18 protein-coding genes are annotated in these 24,361 nt (G+C 49.7%); 11 read left to right on the forward strand and 7 right to left on the reverse strand.

What is annotated here, in order from left to right; all coding sequences use genetic code 11:
• Positions 1 to 258: 258 nt before the first annotated feature.
• The gene (locus tag FHS16_RS23320; RefSeq protein ID WP_281379175.1) at positions 259 to 1,329 is read left to right on the forward strand and encodes a M24 family metallopeptidase; all 1,071 of its coding nucleotides are present in this window, start codon (positions 259 to 261) and stop codon (positions 1,327 to 1,329) included.
• Positions 1,330 to 1,365: 36 nt separating this feature from the next.
• On the opposite strand, the gene FHS16_RS23325 is transcribed toward FHS16_RS23320, so the two are convergent.
• A complete protein-coding gene (locus FHS16_RS23325; protein ID WP_183568586.1) occupies positions 1,366 to 2,376 on the reverse strand; it encodes a sigma-54 interaction domain-containing protein in 1,011 nt (336 codons plus the stop codon).
• 84 nt (positions 2,377 to 2,460) lie between these two features.
• Here FHS16_RS23325 and FHS16_RS23330 point away from each other — a divergent pair, with 84 nt between their 5' ends.
• Genes FHS16_RS23330 through FHS16_RS23340 form a run of 3 tightly spaced genes read left to right on the forward strand, consistent with a single transcriptional unit; the run spans position 2,461 to position 5,547 of the window.
• Positions 2,461 to 3,681 carry an NAD(P)/FAD-dependent oxidoreductase gene (locus FHS16_RS23330; RefSeq protein WP_183568589.1) on the forward strand — a complete coding sequence of 407 codons (1,221 nt, stop codon included), beginning with the start codon at positions 2,461 to 2,463 and terminating at the stop codon, positions 3,679 to 3,681.
• On the forward strand, positions 3,650 to 4,690 hold the full coding sequence (locus tag FHS16_RS23335; protein ID WP_183568592.1) for a proline racemase family protein: 1,041 nt from the start codon (positions 3,650 to 3,652) through the stop codon (positions 4,688 to 4,690). Before FHS16_RS23330 ends, FHS16_RS23335 begins: the two co-directional genes overlap by 32 nt.
• Positions 4,687 to 5,547: a proline racemase family protein gene (locus FHS16_RS23340; RefSeq protein ID WP_183568595.1), complete on the forward strand. Its 861-nt coding sequence runs from the start codon at positions 4,687 to 4,689 to the stop codon at positions 5,545 to 5,547. Before FHS16_RS23335 ends, FHS16_RS23340 begins: the two co-directional genes overlap by 4 nt.
• A 4-nt stretch (positions 5,548 to 5,551) precedes the next feature.
• Here FHS16_RS23340 and FHS16_RS23345 read toward each other — a convergent pair whose 3' ends face one another.
• On the reverse strand, positions 5,552 to 6,442 hold the full coding sequence (locus tag FHS16_RS23345; RefSeq protein ID WP_183568598.1) for an AraC family transcriptional regulator: 891 nt from the start codon (positions 6,440 to 6,442) through the stop codon (positions 5,552 to 5,554).
• A 439-nt stretch (positions 6,443 to 6,881) separates the two neighbouring features.
• Between FHS16_RS23345 and FHS16_RS23350 the strand changes: the two genes are divergently transcribed.
• Positions 6,882 to 10,658, forward strand: coding sequence for a polysaccharide lyase family 8 super-sandwich domain-containing protein (locus FHS16_RS23350; RefSeq protein ID WP_183568600.1), 3,777 nt, complete (start codon positions 6,882 to 6,884; stop codon positions 10,656 to 10,658).
• 147 nt (positions 10,659 to 10,805) lie between these two features.
• On the opposite strand, the gene FHS16_RS23355 is transcribed toward FHS16_RS23350, so the two are convergent.
• Complete coding sequence (locus tag FHS16_RS23355) at positions 10,806 to 11,663, reverse strand: helix-turn-helix transcriptional regulator (protein ID WP_183568603.1); 858 nt, start codon at positions 11,661 to 11,663, stop codon at positions 10,806 to 10,808.
• Positions 11,664 to 11,850: 187 nt separating this feature from the next.
• On the opposite strand from FHS16_RS23355, the gene FHS16_RS23360 reads away from it, so the two are divergent.
• From FHS16_RS23360 to FHS16_RS23370, 3 genes are all read left to right on the forward strand, one after another.
• Positions 11,851 to 13,872, forward strand: a complete 2,022-nt coding sequence (locus tag FHS16_RS23360) for a beta-galactosidase (RefSeq protein ID WP_183568606.1) — start codon at positions 11,851 to 11,853, stop codon at positions 13,870 to 13,872.
• A 218-nt stretch (positions 13,873 to 14,090) separates the two neighbouring features.
• On the forward strand, positions 14,091 to 14,879 hold the full coding sequence (locus tag FHS16_RS23365; protein ID WP_183568609.1) for a class I SAM-dependent methyltransferase: 789 nt from the start codon (positions 14,091 to 14,093) through the stop codon (positions 14,877 to 14,879).
• A 78-nt stretch (positions 14,880 to 14,957) separates the two neighbouring features.
• Positions 14,958 to 15,944, forward strand: a complete 987-nt coding sequence (locus FHS16_RS23370; protein WP_183568612.1) for an aldo/keto reductase — start codon at positions 14,958 to 14,960, stop codon at positions 15,942 to 15,944.
• 67 nt (positions 15,945 to 16,011) lie between these two features.
• Here the strand turns inward: FHS16_RS23370 and FHS16_RS23375 are convergent, their stop codons facing one another.
• The 3 genes from FHS16_RS23375 to FHS16_RS23385 form a co-directional block, all read right to left on the reverse strand.
• Positions 16,012 to 16,491: a nitroreductase family protein gene (locus FHS16_RS23375; RefSeq protein ID WP_312891058.1), complete on the reverse strand. Its 480-nt coding sequence runs from the start codon at positions 16,489 to 16,491 to the stop codon at positions 16,012 to 16,014.
• 78 nt (positions 16,492 to 16,569) lie between these two features.
• Positions 16,570 to 16,932 (reverse strand): hypothetical protein, encoded by a 363-nt coding sequence (locus FHS16_RS23380; protein WP_183568618.1) that lies wholly within the window; start codon positions 16,930 to 16,932, stop codon positions 16,570 to 16,572.
• A 154-nt stretch (positions 16,933 to 17,086) separates the two neighbouring features.
• The gene (locus FHS16_RS23385) at positions 17,087 to 17,926 is read right to left on the reverse strand and encodes an AraC family transcriptional regulator (RefSeq protein WP_183568621.1); all 840 of its coding nucleotides are present in this window, start codon (positions 17,924 to 17,926) and stop codon (positions 17,087 to 17,089) included.
• A 142-nt stretch (positions 17,927 to 18,068) separates the two neighbouring features.
• Here FHS16_RS23385 and FHS16_RS23390 point away from each other — a divergent pair, with 142 nt between their 5' ends.
• Complete coding sequence (locus FHS16_RS23390) at positions 18,069 to 19,112, forward strand: glycoside hydrolase family 88/105 protein (protein ID WP_376769697.1); 1,044 nt, start codon at positions 18,069 to 18,071, stop codon at positions 19,110 to 19,112.
• A 146-nt stretch (positions 19,113 to 19,258) separates the two neighbouring features.
• Here FHS16_RS23390 and FHS16_RS23395 read toward each other — a convergent pair whose 3' ends face one another.
• Entirely contained in the window at positions 19,259 to 20,506 is a 1,248-nt protein-coding gene (locus tag FHS16_RS23395; RefSeq protein ID WP_183568627.1) for a helix-turn-helix domain-containing protein, read from the reverse strand.
• A gap of 114 nt (positions 20,507 to 20,620) precedes the next feature.
• On the opposite strand from FHS16_RS23395, the gene FHS16_RS23400 reads away from it, so the two are divergent.
• Together FHS16_RS23400 and FHS16_RS23405 are read left to right on the forward strand one after the other, a co-directional pair.
• Positions 20,621 to 22,021, forward strand: a complete 1,401-nt coding sequence (locus FHS16_RS23400; RefSeq protein WP_183568630.1) for an MFS transporter — start codon at positions 20,621 to 20,623, stop codon at positions 22,019 to 22,021.
• Positions 22,021 to 24,066, forward strand: a complete 2,046-nt coding sequence (locus tag FHS16_RS23405; protein WP_183568633.1) for a hypothetical protein — start codon at positions 22,021 to 22,023, stop codon at positions 24,064 to 24,066. The genes FHS16_RS23400 and FHS16_RS23405 overlap by 1 nt, the downstream gene beginning before the upstream one ends.
• The last annotated feature ends 295 nt before the right edge of the window (positions 24,067 to 24,361 follow it).

Below are 24,361 nucleotides of genomic sequence, written 5' to 3' on the forward strand. Positions count from 1 at the left end.
TTAATTGAAATACTATGCCATCCAATGATGCGGCAATCGGAATTTCGTATACATAGGCCGCGCGCTAGTCGCGGGTGCTCCGGGCAGCATTTTAGATAAATATCTATTCGCATCCGAAGAAGCTGCAGCAAAAGTTCGCAATTGTAGAGCCCATGGCATCGTTTTTGCAGCTACTAATATGACGAGGACCGACGTCGTCTCAATCCGCTCGAAAAGGTGGGATTCAATTTGATTATGCTGTACCGGAACAGAAGGAGCATGCTCTTGGAAAAGCTGGAGAAGAAGGCCCTAGGGGCGGCACTGGTGGTATCGCCGGCGTCTATCGCGTATTTGACGGGATTCCGATCGGATCCAATGGAACGATTTATGGCGCTTTGGATAAGGGCTGACGGTACGACGATATTGTATGTTCCCGAATTGGATGAGACGAAGGCAAGCATGATACAGGGAATCGATAGGCTGGTGCCCATTCCAGACGGGAAGCCTGCGATCGAAGTATTAAGGGGGAATTGCGGCGGGGAGCTGCAGCGCTGCGGCATCGAAAAAGAAACACTGAAGTGGAAAATGGCTGAACAGTTGGTTTATTTATGGCCGGATACGGAATTCGTGGATATCGACTCGGATATCGGGCAGATGCGTGGCTGCAAGACGAGGACAGAGGCGGATCTCGTGAAAGCAGCGGCAGGCTTTGGGGACGCTGCCCTTGAAGCCGCTTTACGTTTTTTTCGCCGAGGGATGAAGGAAAGGGAGCTTGCGGAGGAAATCGATAGGCAGATTATACTGGCCGGAGGGGATGGCCCTGCTTTCAAGACGACCGTGCTGGGAGGCGAACGGTCTGCGCTGCCTCACGGAGAAACCTCGGAATACGTAATCGTCGATGGCGATATTGTGCTCGTCGATATGGGGGTGGTTCATAAAGGCTACTTATCGGACATGACTCGGACATTCCTTGTCGGACATGGGACGGCGGAGCAAGAACGGATGTACGAAACGGTTCTGGAGGGAAATCGGAGGGCGATTGCCGCCTTGCAATTAGGAGCACCGCTGGCGTCAGTCGATGAGGCGGCAAGGTCGTGGATTAGAAGTCGCGGCTACGGAGAACAATTTCCTCATCGCGTCGGCCACGGCCTCGGCATCGAGATCCACGAGCCGCCTTCCGTACACGGCTGGAATGAGCAGCCGATCGTCAGCGGAATGCTGTTGACAATCGAGCCGGGTATCTACATTCCCGGCTTAGGCGGGGTTCGGATTGAAGACGACCTGTATGTGAATGAGGATGGCTTCGCAGAGCAGCTTACCCGTTTTCCGAAGTCATTGAAACGCCTTTAGTGCGCTGACCCGTTCACCGAAGCCATTGAAACGCCTTCAGTTCGCTGAATCGTTTCCGAACAGCGCGCGGATGCGTTTATAGAGCGTCATTCGTGAAATGCCTAGAAGTTGGGCGGCTGCCTGCTTATTGCCGCTTGTTTCCTGGAGCGCGGACTCAATAAAACGGCGCTCATAATTCGCGAGCCAATCGGATAATGCCCCTTGCTTTGGCAAGGAGGGGCTAACATCGGAATGCTGCTTGGAGAGTGGCGACCAATGTGCGGCGCTGCGCAGTACTGCGGGAGGGAGATGCTCGGCTTTAAGCGAGCCGCCTGCGGACAACACGCATAGGCGCTCGATCGCATTTCGGAGCTCGCGGACGTTGCCAGGCCATGGATGCAGAGCAAGCAGCAAGTGCAATCCTTCGTCTAATGGCACGGTGCAGCCGAACCGTCTCGCGAACAGCTCGGCGAGGAGCGGAATATCCTCGGGACGGTGGCGAAGGGGCGGAATGTCCAGCTCAATCACATGTATACGATAATACAGATCCTCCCTAAACTTTCCTTGTTCCACAAGCAGGGCCAAATCGCGATTCGTTGCGGCAATGAAACGGCAGTCTGAGTGGAGGGTACGCGTTCCGCCGACCGGATAATATTCGCGGTCTTCGAGTATACGCAGCAGCTTCGCTTGCAAATCGAGCGGCAGCTCTCCGATTTCGTCCAGAAATAGCGTGCCGCCGCGGGCGAGCTCGATCTTGCCGGATTTGCCGCGCGGATCTGCTCCGGAGAACGCGCCTTTCTCATAGCCGAACAGCTCGCTTTCGGCAAGGCTGGCCATCATTGCGCCGCAATTGACGGCAACGAACGGGGAACCGGCCGCTTCGCGAAGGGAATGAATGCCCCTTGCGAACACTTCTTTGCCGACGCCGGTTTCTCCCGTAAGCGTGACGGTGGCGGCAGTATGGGCGAGCCTGCGCGCCATATCGATAACAGAGAGCAAAGCCGGACTTTTTCCGATCAAATCATGGAATGGATCGGATTGATTATGCATAGAAGCTGTTGGTTGCAACGAGGGGTCCTCCCTTGAAAAGTGTATCTTAATTATTACACTGTCAACCGAAAGTGTAAATATATGTATCGGTAGGTGACGCACATGACCATTAAACGGCATGCGGACGTGCTTGTTTTAGGAGGCGGCATTATTGGCGCGTCCGTATCATATTTTGCAGCAAAAGCGGGCTTGTCTGTCGCATTGCTTGAACGCGGAGAGATTGCTCAAGGAACGTCGTCGCGATGCGACGGGAATATTCTCGTCATCGACAAGGAGCCCGGCTTCGATAGCCTGATGTCGATCGAGAGCCAGCGCATCGTCGCGGAGCTGGCCCGGGAGCTTGCGCAGCCGTTCGAATACCGAGCTCCCGGTAGCGTATTCGTATGCGAGAATGAAGCGGAAATGGAAGCGGCCCGAAGCTGGGTGGCGAGGCAAGCTGCGCTGGGGCTCCCGTTCCGGATGCTCGACCGTTACGAAATACGCCAGGAGTCTCGCTATTTCGCAGATGATTTGCCCGGCGGCTTGGAATGCGGTTCCGATTCGACGGTAAATCCCTATTTGCTGACCTATGCGCTTGCCGACGGGGCGAGGCGCCACGGGGCGGAAATATGTTTGGGGACGACCGTGCAAAACGTTGACAAACTGAGCGGTAATGGTTATGCCGTCGAAACGGACCAAGGCACATGGGTCGCGGGCAAGGTTGTCAACGCTGCTGGCTGCTGGGCGCCAATGATCGGAGGGATGGTAGGTATAGACATTCCGATTGCTCCGCGCAAGGGTCATCTCATTGTCGCTTCCAGGCAGCAGCCGGTCGGCATGCGCAAGGTAATGGAGTTCGGTTATTTGATGTCCAAATTCGGAGGCACTCGTCAAGTCGATCGCTTGACGGAACAATACGGCGTGGCGCTCGTCTTCGAGCCTACCGAAAGCCAGAACTTTCTGATCGGCTCCAGCAGGGAGTTCGCCCGTTTCGATACGACAGTACGGCCGGAAGTCATCGCCTGCATGGCCAGGCGGCTGCTCCGATTTTATCCCGCGTTATCCGATTTTCAAATCATTCGCACGTATACCGGCTTGCGTCCTTGGACGCCCGACCATTTGCCGATCGTATCCGAGGTCGAAGACATGCCGGGCTACTATATTGCAGCTGGACACGAAGGAGACGGCATCAGCCTGGCTGCCGTAACCGGCAAGCTGATGGGAGAATTGCTTACGAATGCCAAGACGACATGCATTCCGGCGGAACCTTTGAGATTCGGCCGATTCAATAAGAATGAAGGGGGTAACGACCATGAACGCAGCGCGCGTGTATCGCACCATTGACACTCATACGGGAGGCAATCCGACCCGAACGATTATTAGTGGAATGCCGAAGCTAACAGGAACGACCATGGCGGAAAAGATGCTCGATATGAAACAAAATCATGACGGCATTAGGCGGCTGCTGATGAACGAGCCTCGCGGGCATGAGGTGATGTCGGGAGCATGCCTGGTGCCGCCTTGTCAGGAAGAAGCCGATGTAGGCGTCATTTATATTGAAACAGGCGGCTACCTGCCGATGTGTGGGCACGATACGATCGGTTTTTGCACCGCATTGGTCGAATGCGGACTTGTGCCGGTAGAGGAGCCGATAACGGTAATTAGGCTGGATACGCCCGCTGGACTTGTTCGCGCGGAGGTGACGGTCAATGAAGGGACCGCTCTCCAGGTGGCATTCCGCAATATTCCAGCATTCCTGCATAGCGTTAGCAGCGTATACGTTCCAGGGCTAGGAGACGTGGCATTCGAAATTGCTTACGGCGGCAATTTCTTCGCGATTATAGACGCCCGCGCATGCGGGCTGCAGCTTGAGCCCTCGAATGCGGCGGCTATCATTAAGCAAGCGGTTCAAATTCGGCAAGCGATTAACAAGAGCTTGGTCATTGAACATCCGGAATCTACGTTTATACGAGGCGTAACGCATGTCGAGTTCTATGGCGATGCCTGCCATCCAGACGCGGATTTACGCAATGCGGTTGTCGTGCCTCCGGGAGGCATCGACCGCTCGCCTTGCGGCACGGGCACTTCGGCAAAGCTGGCAGCGCTGTTTGCGCAGGGAAAAATCGCTCTTGGCGAGACGTTCGTTTACGAAAGCATTGTCGGCTCGCTTTTCAAAGGCAGGGTGTTGGAGCAGACGATAATTGGCATGCAGCAGGCCGTCGTAACGGAAATTGCCGGTTCGGCAAGGATGATGGGCATGCACACGTTTTATTCCGATCCGGAAGATCCGTTGAACGAAGGTTTTTTGTTCGTACCTCCAAACGATCACGGAGGGGAGAATGCCCAAACATGAAATTTAGTAGAATGGCCAAATCGTTGGACGTTCATGTCGCTGGCTGGCCGCTGCGGGTCCTGTTCGATGTCGCGGAGCACCGCGAGGCAGAGACGCTGGAGGAAAAAGCTTTGCGGTTATGGCAAGCGGAACGTTCGCCGCTTCGCTGGCTGCAGCATGAGCCGAGAGGGCATGCTGCAATGCGAATCGGTGTCGTGACCTCATCGCGAAAAGGAGATTACGGCTTGATGGTATTCGATTCGGAAGGCATGTGCCTGGTTGACGGAATGGATGCGCTCTGTGCAGCTTTGGCTATGACGGAAACCGGGTTATTGGCAAACGCGGACGGAATCGTATTTGAGACGGAGAGCGGATCGATTGCGGTTGGTCCAACGGACAGTGAAACCAGACGGTCTGCCGTTTACCGGTTGGCTTCGTCCGAGCTCGCTTCCTACAGGGTTGTTCGGGCGCTTGACGCCGGATTGTCGCTTCATCCCCGCAACGCTTATGAGATCGAAGAATATATAGGAAGCTGCGCGGAAGGTAAAACAACGGTGCTCGCGGAGGAGAAGAATGGCATGGAATGGGTGCTCGCTGCGATCGGCCGCGATGGTTGTTTAGTGCGCGCTCCACACATGGCCGCGATCGGAGCGATGCTCGCTAAGCTTCGCGGGGAAGGGGCGAATTGCAATGTCCCCCATCGCTTCATTGGTCTTGCAGGCGGGTTAGTAGAGTGCATGATCATATCAACAGACGGTATTGGGGAACGTGACCTGGAATTAGTCTTGGTTTTGACCGCACGCGCCAGATTGGTCGCGTCGTGCGAATTCATTCTTGATCCGCTGGATGAGCTTGGTGAAGGCTTTCTATTGCGATGAGCGTTTATTCGACGTTCATATGTTTCAGATAGTAGGCATTGCGATAGCCGGTTGGCGTAAGATGCTCATGCTTGCGAAAGAGACGTATGAAATATTTTTCGTCCGGGATGCCTACGTCATGCGCAATCTGCTTGACGGTTCGGTTGGTTCCGGCAAGCAGTGACTTCGCTTTGAACAATTTTTGCGCCAAAATATACTCATGAAGGTTTCTGCCCAAAAAGCGCTTGAATTGTCTGGAAAGATAGTCCCGGTTGTAGCCGTATTTGTCAGCGATAATGGAAGCAGTAAGCGGCTCCGCCGTATGGATGCGAATCCATTCTACGATTTCGGCAACCAACGGATCAGGCGGTATGAGGGCGCCGGTTGCATGGCCCGAATCCGCTTGCTCTGCAAGCTCCAAAAATAAAGAAGTCATCCTATAGTGCAGGGCAGAATGGTGAATAAGCTTGGAATTGGCCAAATGCTGAAGCTGGTGGAACAGGATATCAATTTTGTCTGGATGGCCGCATCGGAAAAATAGAGGCAAATACGCATATTCGTTTTTGACCGCATGCTGCCCTTCGGACTCCCTCTGGATCCTATCCTCCAGCCACTCCTCCTCCTTGCAAATGATTGCGTTCCCGGGACATAGGAAATGCACCCAGTAGAACGTAAGCTCACCTTCGCTCGGCTGATAACCGAAATGCGTTTCGCCTGGCAAAATAAGCAGCGCGTTTCCCGGTCCGACTTCGAAACGGTCGTTCTGCTGCTGAATATACTGCGTTCCCTTGACGCCGATAATAATCTCGAAGCTGTCGATCACGCGGCGGGAATGTGTCCAAGAGCGACGCGAATGCAAATGTCCTGCTGAAATAAATGCTAACGGTTGGCGAATATCCGTTCTCAGGAACCGCAAGTAGGATCACTCCTTCCGGATGGTGTGAAGCTGTTTCGAGCAAGGGATCTGCCATTTATATATTCGACACTGCTTACTTGAAATCCCTTCCAGGCGCCTGTCTTTACATACGAGCCTATCGGGGACTAATTGCATAGACGGAACAGCGTAGAAGTTCGTTTGTTGAGATGCATGAGCAATGAAAAAGGGAGTCCATATGATGGATTCCCTTTTTTATTGCTCATGATGGCTAATATAAGTTCATGTTATTGAAAAGCAGCCATGTTCAATCCTCATATTGGATGAAATAATGAAAGTCGAAAGGGGGTGTACGGATGACGAAAAGGCTTCACGCAAAATGAAAACGCATTCATTTTAAGGCTGCAGACAAAACAGCGCGGAAGGTGTTAGGAGCACTAAAAATGAAGAATCGTTAAATTTGAAAGGAACGGTGTTTCGTATGTTGAAAAAATTCAGGCCAAGGCTAGGCATTCTCTTGATTTTGGCTCTAATCTTCTCGGTTTTTGGACAAGCGGGTACATTGAATATAAGCGTAAGCGCAGACGCGAATGATGCATACGACGAACTAAGAATCAAGTACATGGCTACTCTGACCGGAGGAACTGGATATGATAACTCTGATCCGGACGTGGCCCATAAAGTCAATATGCTGGACCAAACCAGCTGGGGCAACTTGAATAAGTCGCCAGACAGGCTTTACTTGTGGGCTGATCTTTATGATGCCAATTTAATTAGCAATCCCAAATATTTGACGCAAAACTATTTGCGAATCAAGGAGATGGCAATCGCTTATAAGAGCGTCGGCTCAAGTCTTTATGGCAATGCAGCACTTAAAACGGATATTCTCGACGCGCTGGAATGGATGTATGTGAATCGTTACAATGAAACGGTGTATCCGGAGCATACGTGGATTAACTGGTATGACTTGGAGATCGGTACGCCGATACAGCTCTCCGATGCCGTGTTGCTCATGTATGACGAACTGATGGAGACACCGGTGAGAATTACCAATTATATGAACATGATTCAACATTTCTCGCCGGACCATACCAAGGTTACGATGCATAATCCAAATGTCCCAAGCGCAGAAATTACGGGCGCTAACCGCGTCTGGAAAGCTTCCTATCTCGCTGTGCAAGGCATTATTTTGAAATCGGATACCAAATTGTCGAACGCAAGGGACGCGTTATCCCAAGTGATGGATTACGTGACATCAGGAGACGGCTTCTATAAAGACGGCTCTTTCGTGCAGCATCAGAATTTCGCCTACAACGGCGGGTACGGAGCAGCCCTGATTCAGGATATCTCGAATATCATCTACCTGCTGGGCGGCTCGCAATGGTATCCGACTTACGCGGAACTAGACAATGTGTACCAATGGGTGTACGACTCCTATGAGCCTTTGATATACAAAGGTGCCATGATGGATATGGTTAGAGGCCGGGAAATTGCTAGATCCTACAATCAAGATCAGGTGACGGGACATAAAATTATGGGCGCGATTTTGCGGTTGTCAGAGTCGGCGCCACCTGCCGACGGTCAAAGAATGAAAGAAATGGTGAAGTATTGGATGCAGCAGAATAGCTTGGTCGGATTTTATAAAGATCTGAATTTGAGCATTATGCTATTGGCAAAGTCTGTGTTGAATGACCCGAATGTCATTCCGAGAGGCGAGCAGGTATTGACGAAAGTGTTCGCGGGGATGGACAGGGCGGTCCATCTGAAAGAGGGGTTTGGATACGGTGTCAGCATGTCCTCGAAGCGCATGGCCAATTACGAATCCGTCATTTCAACGGATGGCATAGGCGATAATAAAAAGGGCTGGTATACGAGCGAAGGCATGACATACCTGTACAATCAAGACCTCATACAGTATACCGACTATTGGCCAACGGTCAACTTGTACCGATTGCCCGGCACAACGGTGGATACAATGACGAGAGCCAATAATTCAAACATGAATTATTTAAGTCCCAATACGTGGACAGGAGGAACGGAGCTGCTCCAATCCTACGCGACAGTTGGAATGGATTTGAAAGCGGCTGGCAACTCGCTGAAAGCCAAAAAATCCTGGTTTATGTTTGACGATGAAATTGTCGCCCTAGGCAGTGGAATCAACAGTACGGACGGCAGGAAAATCGAGACGACGATTGAGAATCGGATGCTAAACAAAGCGAGCACGGCCAAGGGGATTGATATTTATTCTCCAGCGTCTACCCCAATCGCAAATGAACCTTTGCGGCATAAAGTATATGCCGTAAGCGACAGCAGCAACGATGGCAATCTGCCGCACAATACGCTGGATAACAACCTGGATTCCAGATGGTCCTCCTTAGGCGAAGGGGAGTGGATCCAATATGATCTTGGCAAAGTGCAGCCAATCGGTTATTTGGGTATCAATTTCCTCAGCCAGACAGCTAGAGCAACCACATTCGATATCAAAGTGTCGAGCAACAATACCACATGGACCACGGTCTTTAGCGGCGAGTCAACGACAGGTGGAAGCGCGGCCGATATGAACGTGTATGATTTCCCTGACACTCAGGCCAGATACGTAAAGGTTATTGGCTATGGAAATACGTCGAACGATTTTAACCACATGACCGAGCTTCACATTTATGCTCCGAATACGCAGGGGAATGTCATTATCCCGCTTTCGGTGGCCCCTTTGACTGCACTGTCTACGACGAACCGTCTGGAAACGATCGATTCCGATGTTTTTACGCGGTATTCATCGTTAGGCGATGGACAGTTTTTGAAATATGACCTTGGCAGCAGCATGCAGGTCGGATATGCGGGAATAAGCTTTTTTGCTGGCCTATCAAGACATTATTCTTTTGATATTCAAGCCTCTACCGATGACGCCACATGGACGACTGTATTCAGCGGCCAGAACAATGTGTTGACCTCGGAAATAGTCGCTTATGATTTCCCGGATACAACGGCCAGATATATGAAAATCGTATTCCACGGGAATGATGCCGATCTTTACAACCGACTCTCAGAAATTCAATTCTACGCGCCTAATCCGCTTGGGGCGGTGTTGAATCCCTTACACCATACGATCCAATATAACGGGAACGAGGAGCTGGTCGTTAATGGAGTGGCCAAACCGGCGGGGCTCGGCTGGAAGGAGGATATGACCGTTGTCTCATCCGTGTATTTGGAAGGCACAGGCGGATATTATTTCCCGCAGCCTGCGGCAATTAAAGGGCTGAGAGAAGCCAGAAAAGGCAGCTGGCTGGATATAAGCAACACGGGACTCGGCTTCGTAACCAAAAAATATGCGACGCTTTGGTTTGATCACGGCGTTAACCCTGTCAATAAAGATTATGCGTACGTCGTTCTGCCGAACAAGAACGCAGCGCAAACGACCGCTTACAGCAGCAATCCGGACATTGAAATTATCGTGAATGATCCGAATGTGCAAGCGGTAAAGGATAAAGTATTGGGTATTACGGGCGCTAATTTCTGGACGGCAGGCATTGCTGGCGATCTTGTCGCGTATAATGCTTCCTCTATCATGCTGAAGGAGCAAGCGGGGGTACTGGATATCGCCGTATCCGATCCGACGCATTTGCAGAACAAGATTACGTACGAAATTGCTAAGGCAGGTAATTTTGTTATTTCAAAAGACCCGTCCGTCACCATCTTGCAGCTCAGTCCTACGCTCAAGTTCGAAGTTAACACACAAGTTAAGGATGGGAGTTCCCATAAGCTATCCATTCAGTATGATCCGTTAGCACCGCCTTCTCCTCCGATCAGCACGGTGACGGTAGTCGATGACCTGAATGATTATACGAATATATTTTCCCGCACGGCGAGCCTGTTGTTTGACATTGCCAATGCGCATAGGATGGAAGGCGACACATCGAGGGTGGCACGGTATAAAAACTTAAATGAGCATATCGTCTACAAGTCATTTGCAAACCTGGATATGGAAAAGTTTTCAATAGATTCTTGGTATTTGCCTAGTGAGCCCATCACAGACTTTCACTTTTACTCGTCGCCGGACAATATCACCTACACGCAAATGACACCTGTAAAAACTGAACTGCTTGGCACCTCGGGAAGCTGGAATAAAGCAAGCTTTAATGCATCGTTGCCAGCGGGGACCAAGTACCTGAAAATTGTTTTCATGCAAAACACGACCAACGCTTGGAATCCTCAGATTGGAAAAGTCGTCATTACAAGCAAAACCGGCGGAACAACGTAATAGCGAGCAATATTTAAAAGAAAGTTTAAAACGATAGCCTACTATGCCTTAAAATGATTGCGAATAGCGTGCGTGCAATAACTGTTTTTACCATTTGCATAAAGAAGAAGCGGATCGTCTTGGACATCCGCTTCTTTTTGTCGATCCCTATTGCTCTTCACCGATTAGATGCATGCTTCGGAAGTCTAAAGGCGTCATTCCCTCAAGCTGACGGAAGCAGGAGCTGAAGTAGCTCGCTTGGGAGAAGCCTGTTTCGAGTGCGATCTGCTTAACGGATAGCCGAGTTGAAGCAAGCAGGCGTTTGGCTTGGATAAGGCGGGATTCCAGCAAAAAATCCGGAAAAGATTGCCCGAACGTCTGCCCGAATTTGCGGCTGAAATAATGCGTGCTGTATCCGGCGAGAGCGGCTGCTTTTTCGATAGAGAAAGATTCATGACTATGGGTCCGAACGTAATTGGCTGCGGCACGGATTTTATCGGAAGCATAATTAATCGGAACATTCAGTCGATCGGAGGTTGTTTGGAGCCTTGTTAAAAGCTCGTACAAAGCAGCAGCTACGGCATATTCATCATCAATCTGATAGGTTCTGCCTACTGCCAGCAATTTATTGATTAAGCCCTCGATGGGCAATAAGTCAGTTAAGGAAAATAACCAAGGCTCATCAAGGCCTCTGCCATCTAAAAGCTCCTCTAGCCGCTCCCCGAAAAAATGAACCCACCGAATGCTCCAAGGCTCGCTGGTATCCGAATGATATCGTTGCCGCATGCCGGGCCCATATAAAAAACCTTGACCTTTCAATACCTCATAACGTTTACCTTCCGTGACTAGGTATCCTTTGCCACCCAGCACAATATGCAAATTATAATTGCGGTGGAGATCAAATTCTTTGGTTTGGAATTCACGGTTGACGATATGTTCGGGATAATCGCTGAAACCGCCGATATAATCCGGAAAGCAAACATGTCTTGTGAATAGTGGCTTAGGCAGAAAGATATGTTCGTTCATGACGATCTCCTTGTATCGCAATATTTTGTATGATTACTAATGATATCACTATTTCTTAGTTGATTAGAATAATAGGAATGACAATATTTTAATAGAGGTCGCATGTTTTTGTCATTTATACATGTTCAATCGTCCTTTAAAATAAAAGTGACCAAAAAATAAGATGCCTTAAAAGGAGAGACGGAAGATGCAACAATTATTATACGGCGTGGCGTATTACGACGAGTATATGCCTTATGAGCGGCTTGAGGAAGACATTCGCATGATGAAGGCTGCCGGCATTAATCTCGTGCGCATTGCTGAATCGACATGGAGCACTCACGAACCGCAAAACGGGATCTTCGACTTTACGAGCGTTGACCGCGTGCTGGACGCTATGCATAAGGCCGGCATTCATGTTATCGTCGGAACGCCGACGTATGCCGTGCCGACATGGATGGTTAAAGAGCATCCAGACGTTCTCGCGGAGACGCCGAACGGACCGGGCCGTTATGGCGCCAGACAGAATATGGATATCATCAATTCGACTTATCTTTTTTATGCGGAGAGGATCATTCGCAAGCTGATTGCAAGGGTATGCAGCTATCCGGCGGTTATTGGTTATCAGGTGGACAACGAAACGAAGCATTATGGGACAAGCGGCCCTAATGTTCAATTTCGGTTCATTAAATACATGAAAGAAAAGTTCGGTACGGTAGAGCAGCTGAACCAGCATTATGGCCTCGATTATTGGAGTAACCGAATAAATAGCTGGGAGGATTTCCCGTCTGCTGTCGGTACAATCAATGGCAGTCTCGGTGCCGAGTTTTCCCGTTTCCAGCGACAGCTGGTTACCGAATTTCTAGCTTGGCAAGTTTCCATAGTGAATGAGTATAAACGTTCTGATCAGTTTGTGACGCATAACTTCGATTTTGACTGGCGGGGCTATTCGTTTGGTGTCCAGAAGGACGTAGACCACTTCGAAGCATCGAAGGCACTTGATATTGCAGGCGTAGATATTTATCATCCCTCGCAGGATGAGCTGACAGGCAAGGAAATTTCGTTTGGAGGCGACTCCACTCGTTCCCTAAAGGGGAGCAATTACTACGTGCTTGAGACACAAGCGCAGGCCTTTCCGAATTGGACGCCTTATCCCGGGCAGCTGCGGCTTCAAGCCTTTAGCCATCTGGCTTCGGGTGCCGATATGGTCGAATATTGGCACTGGCATTCGATTCATAACTCCATCGAAACGTATTGGAAAGGCTTGCTCAGCCATGACTTGGGGACGAATCCGACTTATGAAGAAGCGATTACAATTGGTCGGGATTTCAAACGTCTGTCTTCCCAGCTCATTCATTTGAAAAAGGAAAACCGTGCCGCCTTGCTTGTCAGCAATGAAGCGTTAACCGCAATGGAATGGTTTAAGCTGCCTGGAGGAGAAGTAGGCTATAACGAAATCGTACGCTTGCTCTATGACCGGCTGTATGAGATGAATATTGGCTGCGATATATTGAATCCAAGCTCTGCTGATCGGTTTGAGAAGTATGACCTGATCGTCGTTCCGGCGCTTTACGCGGCTTCAGATGATCTTCTGGAACAACTAAACCAATACGTGGAGAATGGCGGCCATGTCGTATATACGTTCAAGAGCGGGTTCGCTAACGAGCATATTAAGGTCCGAACGGGTATGCAGCCCGGAATAATAGAGAAGGCATGCGGCGTCCGTTATAGTCAGTTCGTGCAACCCAATAAGGTTTCGCTAAAGGGAAATCCTTTTGACGTTGAAGAAAAGTCAAACCGCATCGATGTGTGGATGGAGCTTCTTACGCCAACAACGGCGGAGGTCCTCGCATGGTATGACCATCCTCACTGGGGGACTTATGCAGCAATAACGGAAAACCGGTACGGCCTTGGCACGGCTACTTATATCGGCTGCATGCCGAGCGCTGAGGTCGCGGGCAAAGTGTTAGAGAGAGCTTGCAAAGCGGCAGGATTATACGGTCCTGACCAGGACCTTCGCTTCCCGTTGATCGTTAAGAGCGGAGTGAATGAAGCGGGGCGGACCATTCGATATTACTTTAACTATTCAAACGATTCAAATCGCTTCCTTTACCCTCATGGGAACGGGATAGAGCTATTGTCAGGCCGTAACATCGGTTCGGGCGAGCCAATCGATCTAGAAAGCTGGGGGTTTGTCATTATAGAGGAAAACAGTATCCCTGTCACATAAGCAGCAATGAGAAGTTTGGATGTGCGCGATAGCATGGCGTTATCTGAATAGATCCGGGAAGAATTATCCGTAAAGGGTAGTTCTTCTTTTTTGTAGCAAAGCTGCTCGCAGACCGAACGTCATTTTTCTCTAGCCGGAAGGTGAAAAATATTGACACTTGCAGCATTAGTGGTACTATATACCAACGGCAGGCGACATATGATTCCGGAGGTGCGTAGGTGCAGGAAGAGATGGCTATTGCGAACAAGTTTGCGTGGGAAACGAAAGCGTATAAGGCTTGGGTTTTACAATATGGAACGCCAGATGAGCTCGCCGTACTGCTGAAGCGGGATCACAGGCATCATCTCCGGTATTGGCTGAAGTATATGGGAGATCCAGCAGGCAAAAAAGTCATTAACCTCCTTGGCTCGCATGGTCGTAAAGCCATTTCGCTGGCATTGTTAGGTGCTGCTGTTACCGTAGTGGATATATCAGAAGAAAACCGGATGTACGCGATTCAGACAGCCGCAGCCGCAGGCGTCGAGCTCGAATATATCTGTGCCGATGTCTTGCATATCCCAAAAGAGGAGATGCTAGGTGAGTATGACATCGTCTTAATGGAATTTGGCATTTTGCACTATTTTGCGGATCTCGGCTCCATCTTTGCTGTCGTCCGTCGTAAATTAAGGAAAAATGGCCGGTTGATTTTGACTGACTTCCATCCGTTCGCTCGTGCATGGATGAATACGCCCAACCTCACAGAGCCTAATGGTTTTTACTTTGATGAACAGCTGAAAGAGGGAGAAGTGGCTTTTGCTAAGCTGCTGCCCGAGAATGAGCGCTCTGAATTGGGCAAGGTTTTGGTGCGAAGCTGGACAGTCGGAGAGATTATTGCTGCAATCGGGGCGGCTGGATTATTTATAAGGACATTCGAAGAAATAGCTAGTCCAGCAAATCCGAGGTTTCCTGAGTTCTACACGCTAGTTGCGGATAAAATGGACGTAGAGCTGCCGCCATTATATCCCTGAACAGAAAGCACGATCGCCTAGGGTATGGGGAGAGGCAATCGATGAAAAAATATGAAGTTGAAAGCGAGGAACAATGAAATGGAATATGTAAAGCTCGGAAATACAGGCTTGGACGTATCTCGTCTTTGTCTTGGCTGCATGAGCTATGGCGTAGCGGAGCGCTGGACGCATCCTTGGGTGCTTGATGAAGAGCAGAGCCGCCCCTTTATCAAAAAATCGCTTGAGCTTGGCATTAATTTTTTTGATACCGCGAATGTGTATTCAGACGGAACAAGCGAAGAAATTGTTGGCCGCGCTTTAAAAGAGTATGCGAACCGAGATGAAATCGTCATTGCGACCAAGGTTCATTTCCGTATGCATCAAGGTCCAAACGGCGCCGGCCTCTCGCGCAAGGCAATTATGAGTGAAATAGATAAAAGCCTCAAACGGCTTGGAACGGATTACGTAGATCTATATCAAATCCATCGCTGGGATTATCATACTCCGATTGAAGAAACGATGGAAGCTTTGCATGATGTCGTGAAGGCTGGCAAAGCAAGATACATTGGTGCATCTGCCATGTTTGCCTGGCAGTTCCAGAAGGCATTGTTTACAGCCGAAAAAAACGGATGGACCCGGTTTGTATCCATGCAAAACCATTTAAATCTTATCTACCGCGAAGAAGAAAGAGAGATGATGCCGCTGTGCAAGGAAGAAAAGATCGGCGTCATTCCTTACAGCCCGCTGGCATCAGGAAGGTTGGCGCGTGATTGGTCGGAATCGACATATCGCTCCGAAACGGATCTAGCTCAAAAATCCAAGTACGATGCGGCTGCCCCTACAGACAGATCCGTAGTAGAGCGGCTTGCAGCAATCGCAGAAAAACGCGGTGTTCCCCGCGCTCAAATTTCCCTTGCTTGGTTATTGCAGAAGGAACCGGTAACGGCTCCGATTTTTGGCGCAACGAAAATGTCCCATCTGGAAGATGCGGTTGCATCGCTGTCCATAACGTTGACACCAGAGGAAATTGCTTCGCTGGAAGAGACGTACGTTCCACATGCTGTCGTTGGTGCTATTCGGATGTAATGATGGCCTAGCATATAAAATAACAAAAACGCCCTTTTATTGTCCAAGGGCGTTTTTCCTGTTTATTTTACGAAAGGTGCTTCATTTTTTGTTGAATAGCTATGCGCTCTCGTGGCGCATTGACTTCCTCTGGATAACCTACACCAAATATCCCGATAACCTCATAGTCTGATGGCACACCTAGAATTTCCCGCATTTTTGGAGCCATTGCCATGGAGGACCAGAATGTCCCTACTCCTTCTGCCCATGCGGATAAGATGAAGTTTTGCACGAAGCAAGCTGTTGCGATCGCATTTTCTTTCGTTTCCAACTCGTTTGCACCATGCTTAGAGATTACGACAATAACGATAGGGGCATTGAAGAAGTTGGTTTTGTGATTGAGCTTTGCTCTTGTCTCCTCACCGACCCAATACACTTCCCATGGCTCGGTTAGTTTATGATTAGGAGCCATTGTGGCAGCTTGCAGCCAAGTATTCATTTGTTCTACATTCACGGGATCAGGTTTAAAGTTTTTAATGTTACGACGAGTAGAGATGATTTCAATCATATTCAAGTTAAAAAACCTCCTTGTGGTTTTGTGATTTTTTTTGAGTATTGTCCTGCAGGGTAGCGTCTAGCGGATATTTTATTCGCTTTCCCCGTTTTCTGTTTCCGATTCACCTTGAAGTGGAGCAGCAGAGGAGTGGTTCTCTTCGAATTCGGTTCCGGCGATCACGTTCTCATCATGAAGGCCAAATAAATCAATGAACTCGTTCCGGACCATTTCAATTGCTTTTAACTCTCCGGCGATAACCTGATGGATAGCCTTCAATTCAGGCTGTTCTAGCTGTTGGATAAGTGTCGTGCGCTTCACGTCCAGCCTCTGCAAAAATTCAAGCGCCCGCCCGCGGCGAAATGTCTGGGCACCCGCATGCTTCTGGCCCTTGCCGCCATGTCCCTCGTGGTGTCTTCCCTGTTTCCTGTGATCGTGGCGTTCATCATGTTTCATATGAGTAACCTCCTTTTTCTAAGCGTGAGTGCATATTTAAAAAAGATCAGTCTAATTACTTCATGATTATGTATACAAATGTATACTAACGAATACGTTTGTGTCAATGGTCATTCTTTATTTGGCCAAGTCTGGCCAGTTTTGCGAAAAGGATTCATGAACTCGTCTCCATACTATAAAGCCTGCGATAAGTTTCCGGCGTCATGCCTTCTTTCCGGCGAAACGTGGCCACGAAATGGCTCGCATCGCGGAATCCGACCGCTTCGCCAATTCGGCGTACCGTCCAGTCGGGGCGGGAAGGAAGCCATTCCTTCGCTTTCCGGATCCTCAGTTGAATCAAGTACGCGTAGGCCGTCTGGCCAAAAAGTTCCCGAAACTTTTCGTTCAGCTGCCTTTCGCCGATCTCAAGCAAGGCTGCCATCTCGGCTAAGCCGATTCCGGGATCGGCGAATTCTGCTTCAAGCCAGTCCAGCAAAATTTGAATCCGCTCCAGCCGTTTCGATATAGATGGCCGGTTGTCCGTTCGGGCATCGGTTCGCAGCAGCGTAAGGAAACGGTACAAATCGGATGAAAATTGCCAGCCCGACGGGTCGCCACCAGACTCGGCGGTCACTAGCATGTCTGCCAATAATGTCGATATTCGGTCATTGCCGGCTTCCCACTGGAAGCGCTCCGCAATTTTCCAACCGAAAGATTGGATGAAGCTTGCCGCCATGCTCCCGTGAAACGTAATAAATCCGGTATGCCAAAAGCCGTTTTTTGCTTCGTAGCGATGCGGCGTTCCCGTAGATAGCAGCACACCTGAGTGCTCCGTCATTTTCCAGGTTTGGCCATTCGTCGATAGCTCGCCTTCGCCTCCGAGCGTTTGAAGCCAGTGAAAATAAGGGTAGCCATTTGGTCGGTCCATCATCTCTTGTTTGGGACTGACGCCAATCGATTCGAGCTGCAGCGGCAGCAACTCCGCTGGCGAAGGCGGAACGATTCGTTTCTTCATGAAAACCTCCATATTCTTATATGTCATTTCTATATTTTTATATGGGACCGCATAAAATTAACGCTTACAATAAAGAAGTATACTGCGGTTTTATCATACAAATCAATTAAACATAGGAATCAACTAAGAAGGGATGATCAAGTTGAAAATTAGCGCAAAAGAGAATGACCTGAAGCAAATCGTCGGACGCGTGGCGGAGTATACGTTCGGCATGGACCTGACGTGGGACTGGCCGGGCGGAGTCGCCTACTACGGCGTTAGTCGGGCATACGAAGTGACGGGAGAACAAGCTTATTTGGATCGAATGATCGCTTGGGTGGACGAATACATCGAGGCAGGGCTTCCGGTATGGACGGTCAATACTTGCGCGATGGGACATATGCTGCTCACTTTGTACGAGCAGACGAAGGACGAGCGGTATGCGGAGCTTATTTTCAGCAAGATCGATTATCTGGAAAATAAAGCATTGCGTTTCGGCGACCGGGTGCTCCAGCATACGGTGTCGGCCAAAAACGATTTCCCTGAGCAGTGCTGGGCGGATACGCTATTCATGGCGGCGTATTTCATGCTGCGCGCGGGCATCATGTTTGACAAAAAACATCTCGTAGAGGACGCTCTGCATCAATTTTTCTGGCATATCAATTACTTGCAGGACGAGAACGACGGGTTGTGGTATCACGGCTACAACCATATCAAGCAGGATCACATGTCCGGCATGTATTGGGCGCGAGCCAATGCCTGGGCGGCTTATACGATGTCCAGAGCGGCCAGTATTTTGCCGGAAGCTTATCTATATCCTCCAATGATGCATATATGGAGCTCATTGCGCGATCAGCTTGCTGCGGTTAAGAAGCTGCAGAAGGAAGACGGTCTCTGGGGCACCGTGCTTGATTATCCGGAAGCCTATGGGGAAGTATCAGCTACGGCAGGCATTGCGGCGGCAATGATTACGCAAGGAAACCCGCTGCATGGGAAGCATGTGCAGAAGGCTCTTGACGGCGTACTCGCGAACATCGCGGACAACGGCCGCGTAAGGAACGTATCAGGCGGCACCGCCGTTATGAACGATATCGCCGGCTACCTTGGCATTGACCGGAAATGGGCGCAGGGCTGGGGGCAGGGGCTTGGGCTTGCGTTTTTGGCCTCGGCTATCGACGAACTTAAGAAAGAGTCGGACAAGCTTTGACGATCGCACAGCGTGCGCGCTTCTCCCGCAGCTAGCCACAATGATTGTTCGTTTGCATTGCCCATTGAAAGCCCTGCGTAACGCGCAGGGCTTGTTGTCGTTTGAAGGTTGTGCAGCGCTGCGTGCGGATCATGCAGCTGCGGTCTTTATAGATGTAATGACTGGCGGTTACGGTACTGTTTCGGCGTCATGCCTGTATGTTTTTTAAATGCTTTGACGAAATGAGCTTGATCGTAGAAAGTTAGTCGCTCACCGATTCTCGACATCGTGTCGCCCGAGTGGTCAAGCAGCTTCTTGGCTTCCTCGATTCGTTCTCGCTGGATATAGCTCATCAGAGTCAGGCCCGTTTCCTTTTTGAACAGTTGTGACAAATAATGAGGGTTAAGTCCGGATAGCTCAGATAGCAGCTGCAAGGTCAATTCTTCGAAGATATGCAGATAAATATACTCTTTACATACCTGGACCGGCTTAGAATGGTTGTTGTTTCGGCATTGGTTGACTCGATCGGCAAAATCCGAAATGGCGGTGAAAACGGCAGTCTCAATCGCGCCTAATTCGTTCAATTCCTCGATATGCTGAACATGCAGATCGCATAACGTCATCGCCAGCTCCTGATACACGCCACCTTCGATTGCTGCGCGGCTGCTTAAGGCGATGCCGCAAATCGCTGGGTTTTTAACACTTCGTATTTGGCTTCGTTTCGATTGAACCCCAACGGCATTGATCCCGTTGGTTGCTTTGATCAATTGCTTCATCAACTCTTTTTTGTCCCCGCGCGTAATGAGTGCCAACATCTGATTCACGCCAACGATTCCATCATGAAAAATAGAATACTCCCGCCGGTCGGCTAGTTCCAGTTCGTTTTCCTGCTGTTGAGCGGCTAGCCTGGATTGCATTGTGGACTGGAGAACGTCCGTAATGTCAAGAGGCTCCCGATTCACGATCCAGTTCGCCAAGACGCAAATATGCAGGAAACGAAAGTGGTCAACAAGCGGGAGACTGTTCATATATTCCATCCATTTCGGCCTATCCTGGACAAGGATGCCGTGCTCAATCAACCAATCGCGATTTAATTCGCTAGTATTCCGTCTGATGGTCGGGCCTATGACGATGACAGCCATACATTGCCCATTACGCATCGCAGGTACTACGGCAAACTGCTCCAAATCATGGGTCTCGAATATAATCGGGCGGTTTAATTTCTTTCCGTTCGCTGCGGCAAACCGGAAGAGATCGGCTGAATCCGGATACGTTGGATGAACGGCAAGCTCAGCGCTCCAGATGAATTCCTGATGGTTGTCGTAAGTCCATTTGCAGAAAACAGGCAGCTGCAAGCTTTCATGAACGTATTTGCACAAATAGTCCAGATCAGTTAATTCTCCCGCGGATTCCATTCATTCATCCTCTTTTCGTACAATTAATATACGTAAAATACCATACTTGAAAGATTGTGTGTGACATAATTCAAATGTAAAGGCTTACATGAATGCGTCATGAGGGGGAGATTTATGGCAGCTGCTGAAGTAATTGGACAAAAGGTTGACGATGATGGTGAACGGCCGAGGCTTACATTAAGCGAAAAGATTGGGCTGGTTATTGGGAATGCGCCTAATACGTTTCATTATCAAATGATTCAAATGTATTTGTTGTTTTTCTACACGGACTTTATGAAAATCAGTCCGGCTTTTATAGCGGCCTTATTCCTTATTTCCCGAATAGCGGATGCACTGTTGGCTCCGATTTTTGGAGCGATGCTGGATAAAATCACCACGCCGTGGGGGAAATATACGCCTTGGTTTCTTATCCTTGGCGTACCTTTCGCCATCGCTGGATGGTTAACCTTTACGGTTCCCGATTTAAGCGAATCCGGCAAAATGGTTTACGCTGTCGTGACCTATGCGATCTATAGCTTGTTCGCTTCCGTCATAACGATCCCCAGCCAAGCGGTTGTGCCGGCCGTGACCAAGCGAATCGAAGAGCGAATCACAATCGCCCAGCTCGGTTTTCTGTTCATTCTCATTGGTGCGCTAATTGTGCAGGTTGGGACGGTTCCTTTGTACAAAGCATTAGGCGGAGGAGATGATAGCAAAGGCTTTTCCATTTTCATGGCAGCGGCGGCAGTCATAACCATTGTAATATCCATTTTTCAATCGGTACGAGTGAAGGAGCGTTATCTTGTAGCCGTAAAAAAAGATAAAAAATCGCCTACTTTCAGACAGATGTTTGCCGCTACGTTCTCGAACAAATACGCGATCATTTTATATGTCTATTTGTTCTCAAGCGCCATATCCTCCGGTATTCGTTCCGGCGTCCAGATTCATTTTTACAAATATTTTTTCAACAATGAAGGCTTAATGGCGATTATAGGAATCGTTGTCCTCATCCCGACACTGTTCGGAGTAGCATTCAGCCAAAGGGTAATAAGACGCTTCGGATTGAGAAATACGGTACTCGCAGGCGTATTCATCAATCTCATTACATGCCCAGTCTTTTTATTTATCCCGTCCGGCACGACCGGCCTCATGATGCTTATTGCCGTATCTGTAATCACAAGCCTTATCGGCGGATTCGCGAGTCCGGCGCAGGGAGTGATGATGCCCGCGGCGATCGATTACACCGAATGGAAGAGCGGGCTGAACTTAAATGCGTTTATGAGCTCATTCAACGGCTTTATCCAAACGTTTGCGACGGCGTTGTCCGGAGCGATCGCGGCAGGAGCGCTTACGGTGATCGGATACGTGCCGGACGTGGTGCAAAGCGACGGAACATTGTTCGGGCTGAAAATATTGATCGGGGTGCTCCCTGCCGTGTTCGGCGCATTCGCCATATGCATGGTCTGGTTTGATCTGACGGAGGAGAAGCAGTCGCGTATTTCAAAAGAACTGGCAGAAAGAAGGAGAAATGCTTAATGTCCATTCCTGATACGAATCAAGCAAACAACCACAATACGTTATATGACGGTCAACAGGACCCGCAATTCCAGAGTCCTTATGTGGACATGGACGAATGGAGAGAGGAGCCCGTGCGCCATCGGTATATGCATGGCGGATTCACAGGCACCGAAACGAGGTTTTCGTTTTATTTTCCGCTCGAAGAGAACTATAGGGGACGATTCTTTCAACCGGTTTATCCTGTGCAAGGCAGCGAGAACGCGGCTCAATCCCACGTTGATGGCATTGATAATAAAATTGGGTTTGCCATAACCAGGGGCTCTTATCTGGTAGAAACCAACATGGGAGGCGCATCCTCTGATGTTACGCTCGTGTACCGAGCTAGCGCTGCGGTGGCGCTGTATTCGCGGGTGAAAGCGACAGAACTGTTCGGACCGCATCGCCCATACGGTTACATTTATGGCGGAAGCGGCGGCGGATTTAAAACGATGAGCTTCATAGAAAATACGACCGGCATTTGGGATGGTGCCGTACCGTTCGTCATCGGAACGCCTATGGCGATCCCGAACGTGTTCACAGCTCGCGTCCACGCCATGAGAATTCTCAAAAATAAATTCCCAGGCATTATCGACGCAATCGAGCCGGGTGGCGGCGGGGATATGTACGCCGACTTGAACGAGGAAGAACGGCAAGCGCTTGAAGAAGTTACGCGATTGGGCTTTCCTCCCAAAGCATGGTTTGCTCACGAAGAGATTGGCGACGGCGCCCTTACGGTGCTGACGCCTGCCGTGATGAAGATGGATTCAGCGTATTTCGATGAGTTCTGGACCGTTCCCGGATACCTTGGTGCCGATCCCGATAGCTCAGCTTCAAAGGCTCGGCTCCAATTCAAGACGGTCGTATCAGAGGTTGTGCGACCGCGTAAGCAAGGGAAGACGGAGTCCTCTTCAGCGAGCAATATGGGTGTTGACGAAGCTTGGAAAATGCTGACGGAAGCGGAGGAAAGCATTCCTTCTTTTAAAGTGGAGAGCGTACCTGGAGGGGATGCTTATCTCGATGGCGCGTTTATCAGAGTCATTAGCGGTGAGGCGGCAGGTCTGAAAATCCCGCTCGGACGATTGGACGGAAACGTTGTCACGATTGGTTCGGCATTTGGCTTCTTCGCGTCGCTTCAAGCCTTGGAAGCTGTGAAAGCAGGTGATGAAATCATGCTCGACAACTCGGATTACATCGCCATTCAAACCTATCACCGGCATCAGGTTCCTTCCAGCGACTATGCGGTATGGGATCAATTCCGGGATGAGAACGGCGAGCCGTTGTATCCGCAGCGCCCGTTTCTCGTAGGGCCGGCCGTTGCTTTCGGGGGCGCGGGTTCCTTGCAAAGCGGTCGGTTTCAAGGGAAAATGATCGTCGTGCAGACGCTTTTGGACGAGAGCGCATTCCCTTGGCAAGCGGACTGGTATCGCAGCAAGGCACAAGAACATTTAGGTGGAAAATTGGATGAAAGCTTTAGGCTTTGGTATGTGGATCACGCTTTACACGCGGATACGAGCTCGAACGGCGCGCTAGATGAGCTTCATATCGTGACGTATGTACCAGCACTGCATCAGGCGCTTCTGGATTTGAGCGATTGGGTGGAGCGGGGAATTGCACCTCCAGCCAGCACAAACTACGAAGTTGTAGACGGACAAGTTGTGGTTCCCTACAGCGCGGCGGACCGCAAAGGCATTCAACCCGTCATTGCCCTTACGGCAAATGGCAGTGAACGTGCAGAAGCTTTGGTTCACGAAAAAGTTCATTTCAAAGCGGTAGTCGAAGTTCCGCCGAATACGGGGAGGATCGTTGTCGCGGAATGGGATTTTGAAGGGAAGGCTGACTTCCCGGTTAAAGCGGATATACGCCATTTGAACGAAGAGGGATCGCAAGCCGTGATTGAGGGGACATATGCATTTTCCATGCCAGGCACATATTTTGTCGTATTGCGGGCAGCGTCGAACAGGAGCGGCAGCGACCTCTTTACGCAGGTGCCGAACTTATGCCGAGTGCGGGTCGTTGTGAAATAAGCCGATAAAATGGTAAGACTAGACCGTTAGATATGGTTCATGCCATATCCAACGGTCTTTGTTTGTCTAGAGATTATCAAACATAAAAGATGTGGCATCGATGAAAATACCATTTCGTTGAAGCGAGCATGTCGTTTGATTCTTGAAAAACCGTAATGATTGAAAAACCGGTTGATTAACATTTTGCAGTTGATCCAGATGTGCGTTTGCTCTATGATGGTGACGACATCATTTCTGTACGGCAGCGTGGAATTCGGCACCCTTCCTTACCAAGCTAAGTGATGTTTTTTTATTT

The sequence above is a fragment of the Paenibacillus endophyticus genome, from assembly GCF_014192395.1.
GTDB classification, from domain to species: domain Bacteria; phylum Bacillota; class Bacilli; order Paenibacillales; family Paenibacillaceae; genus Pristimantibacillus; species Pristimantibacillus endophyticus.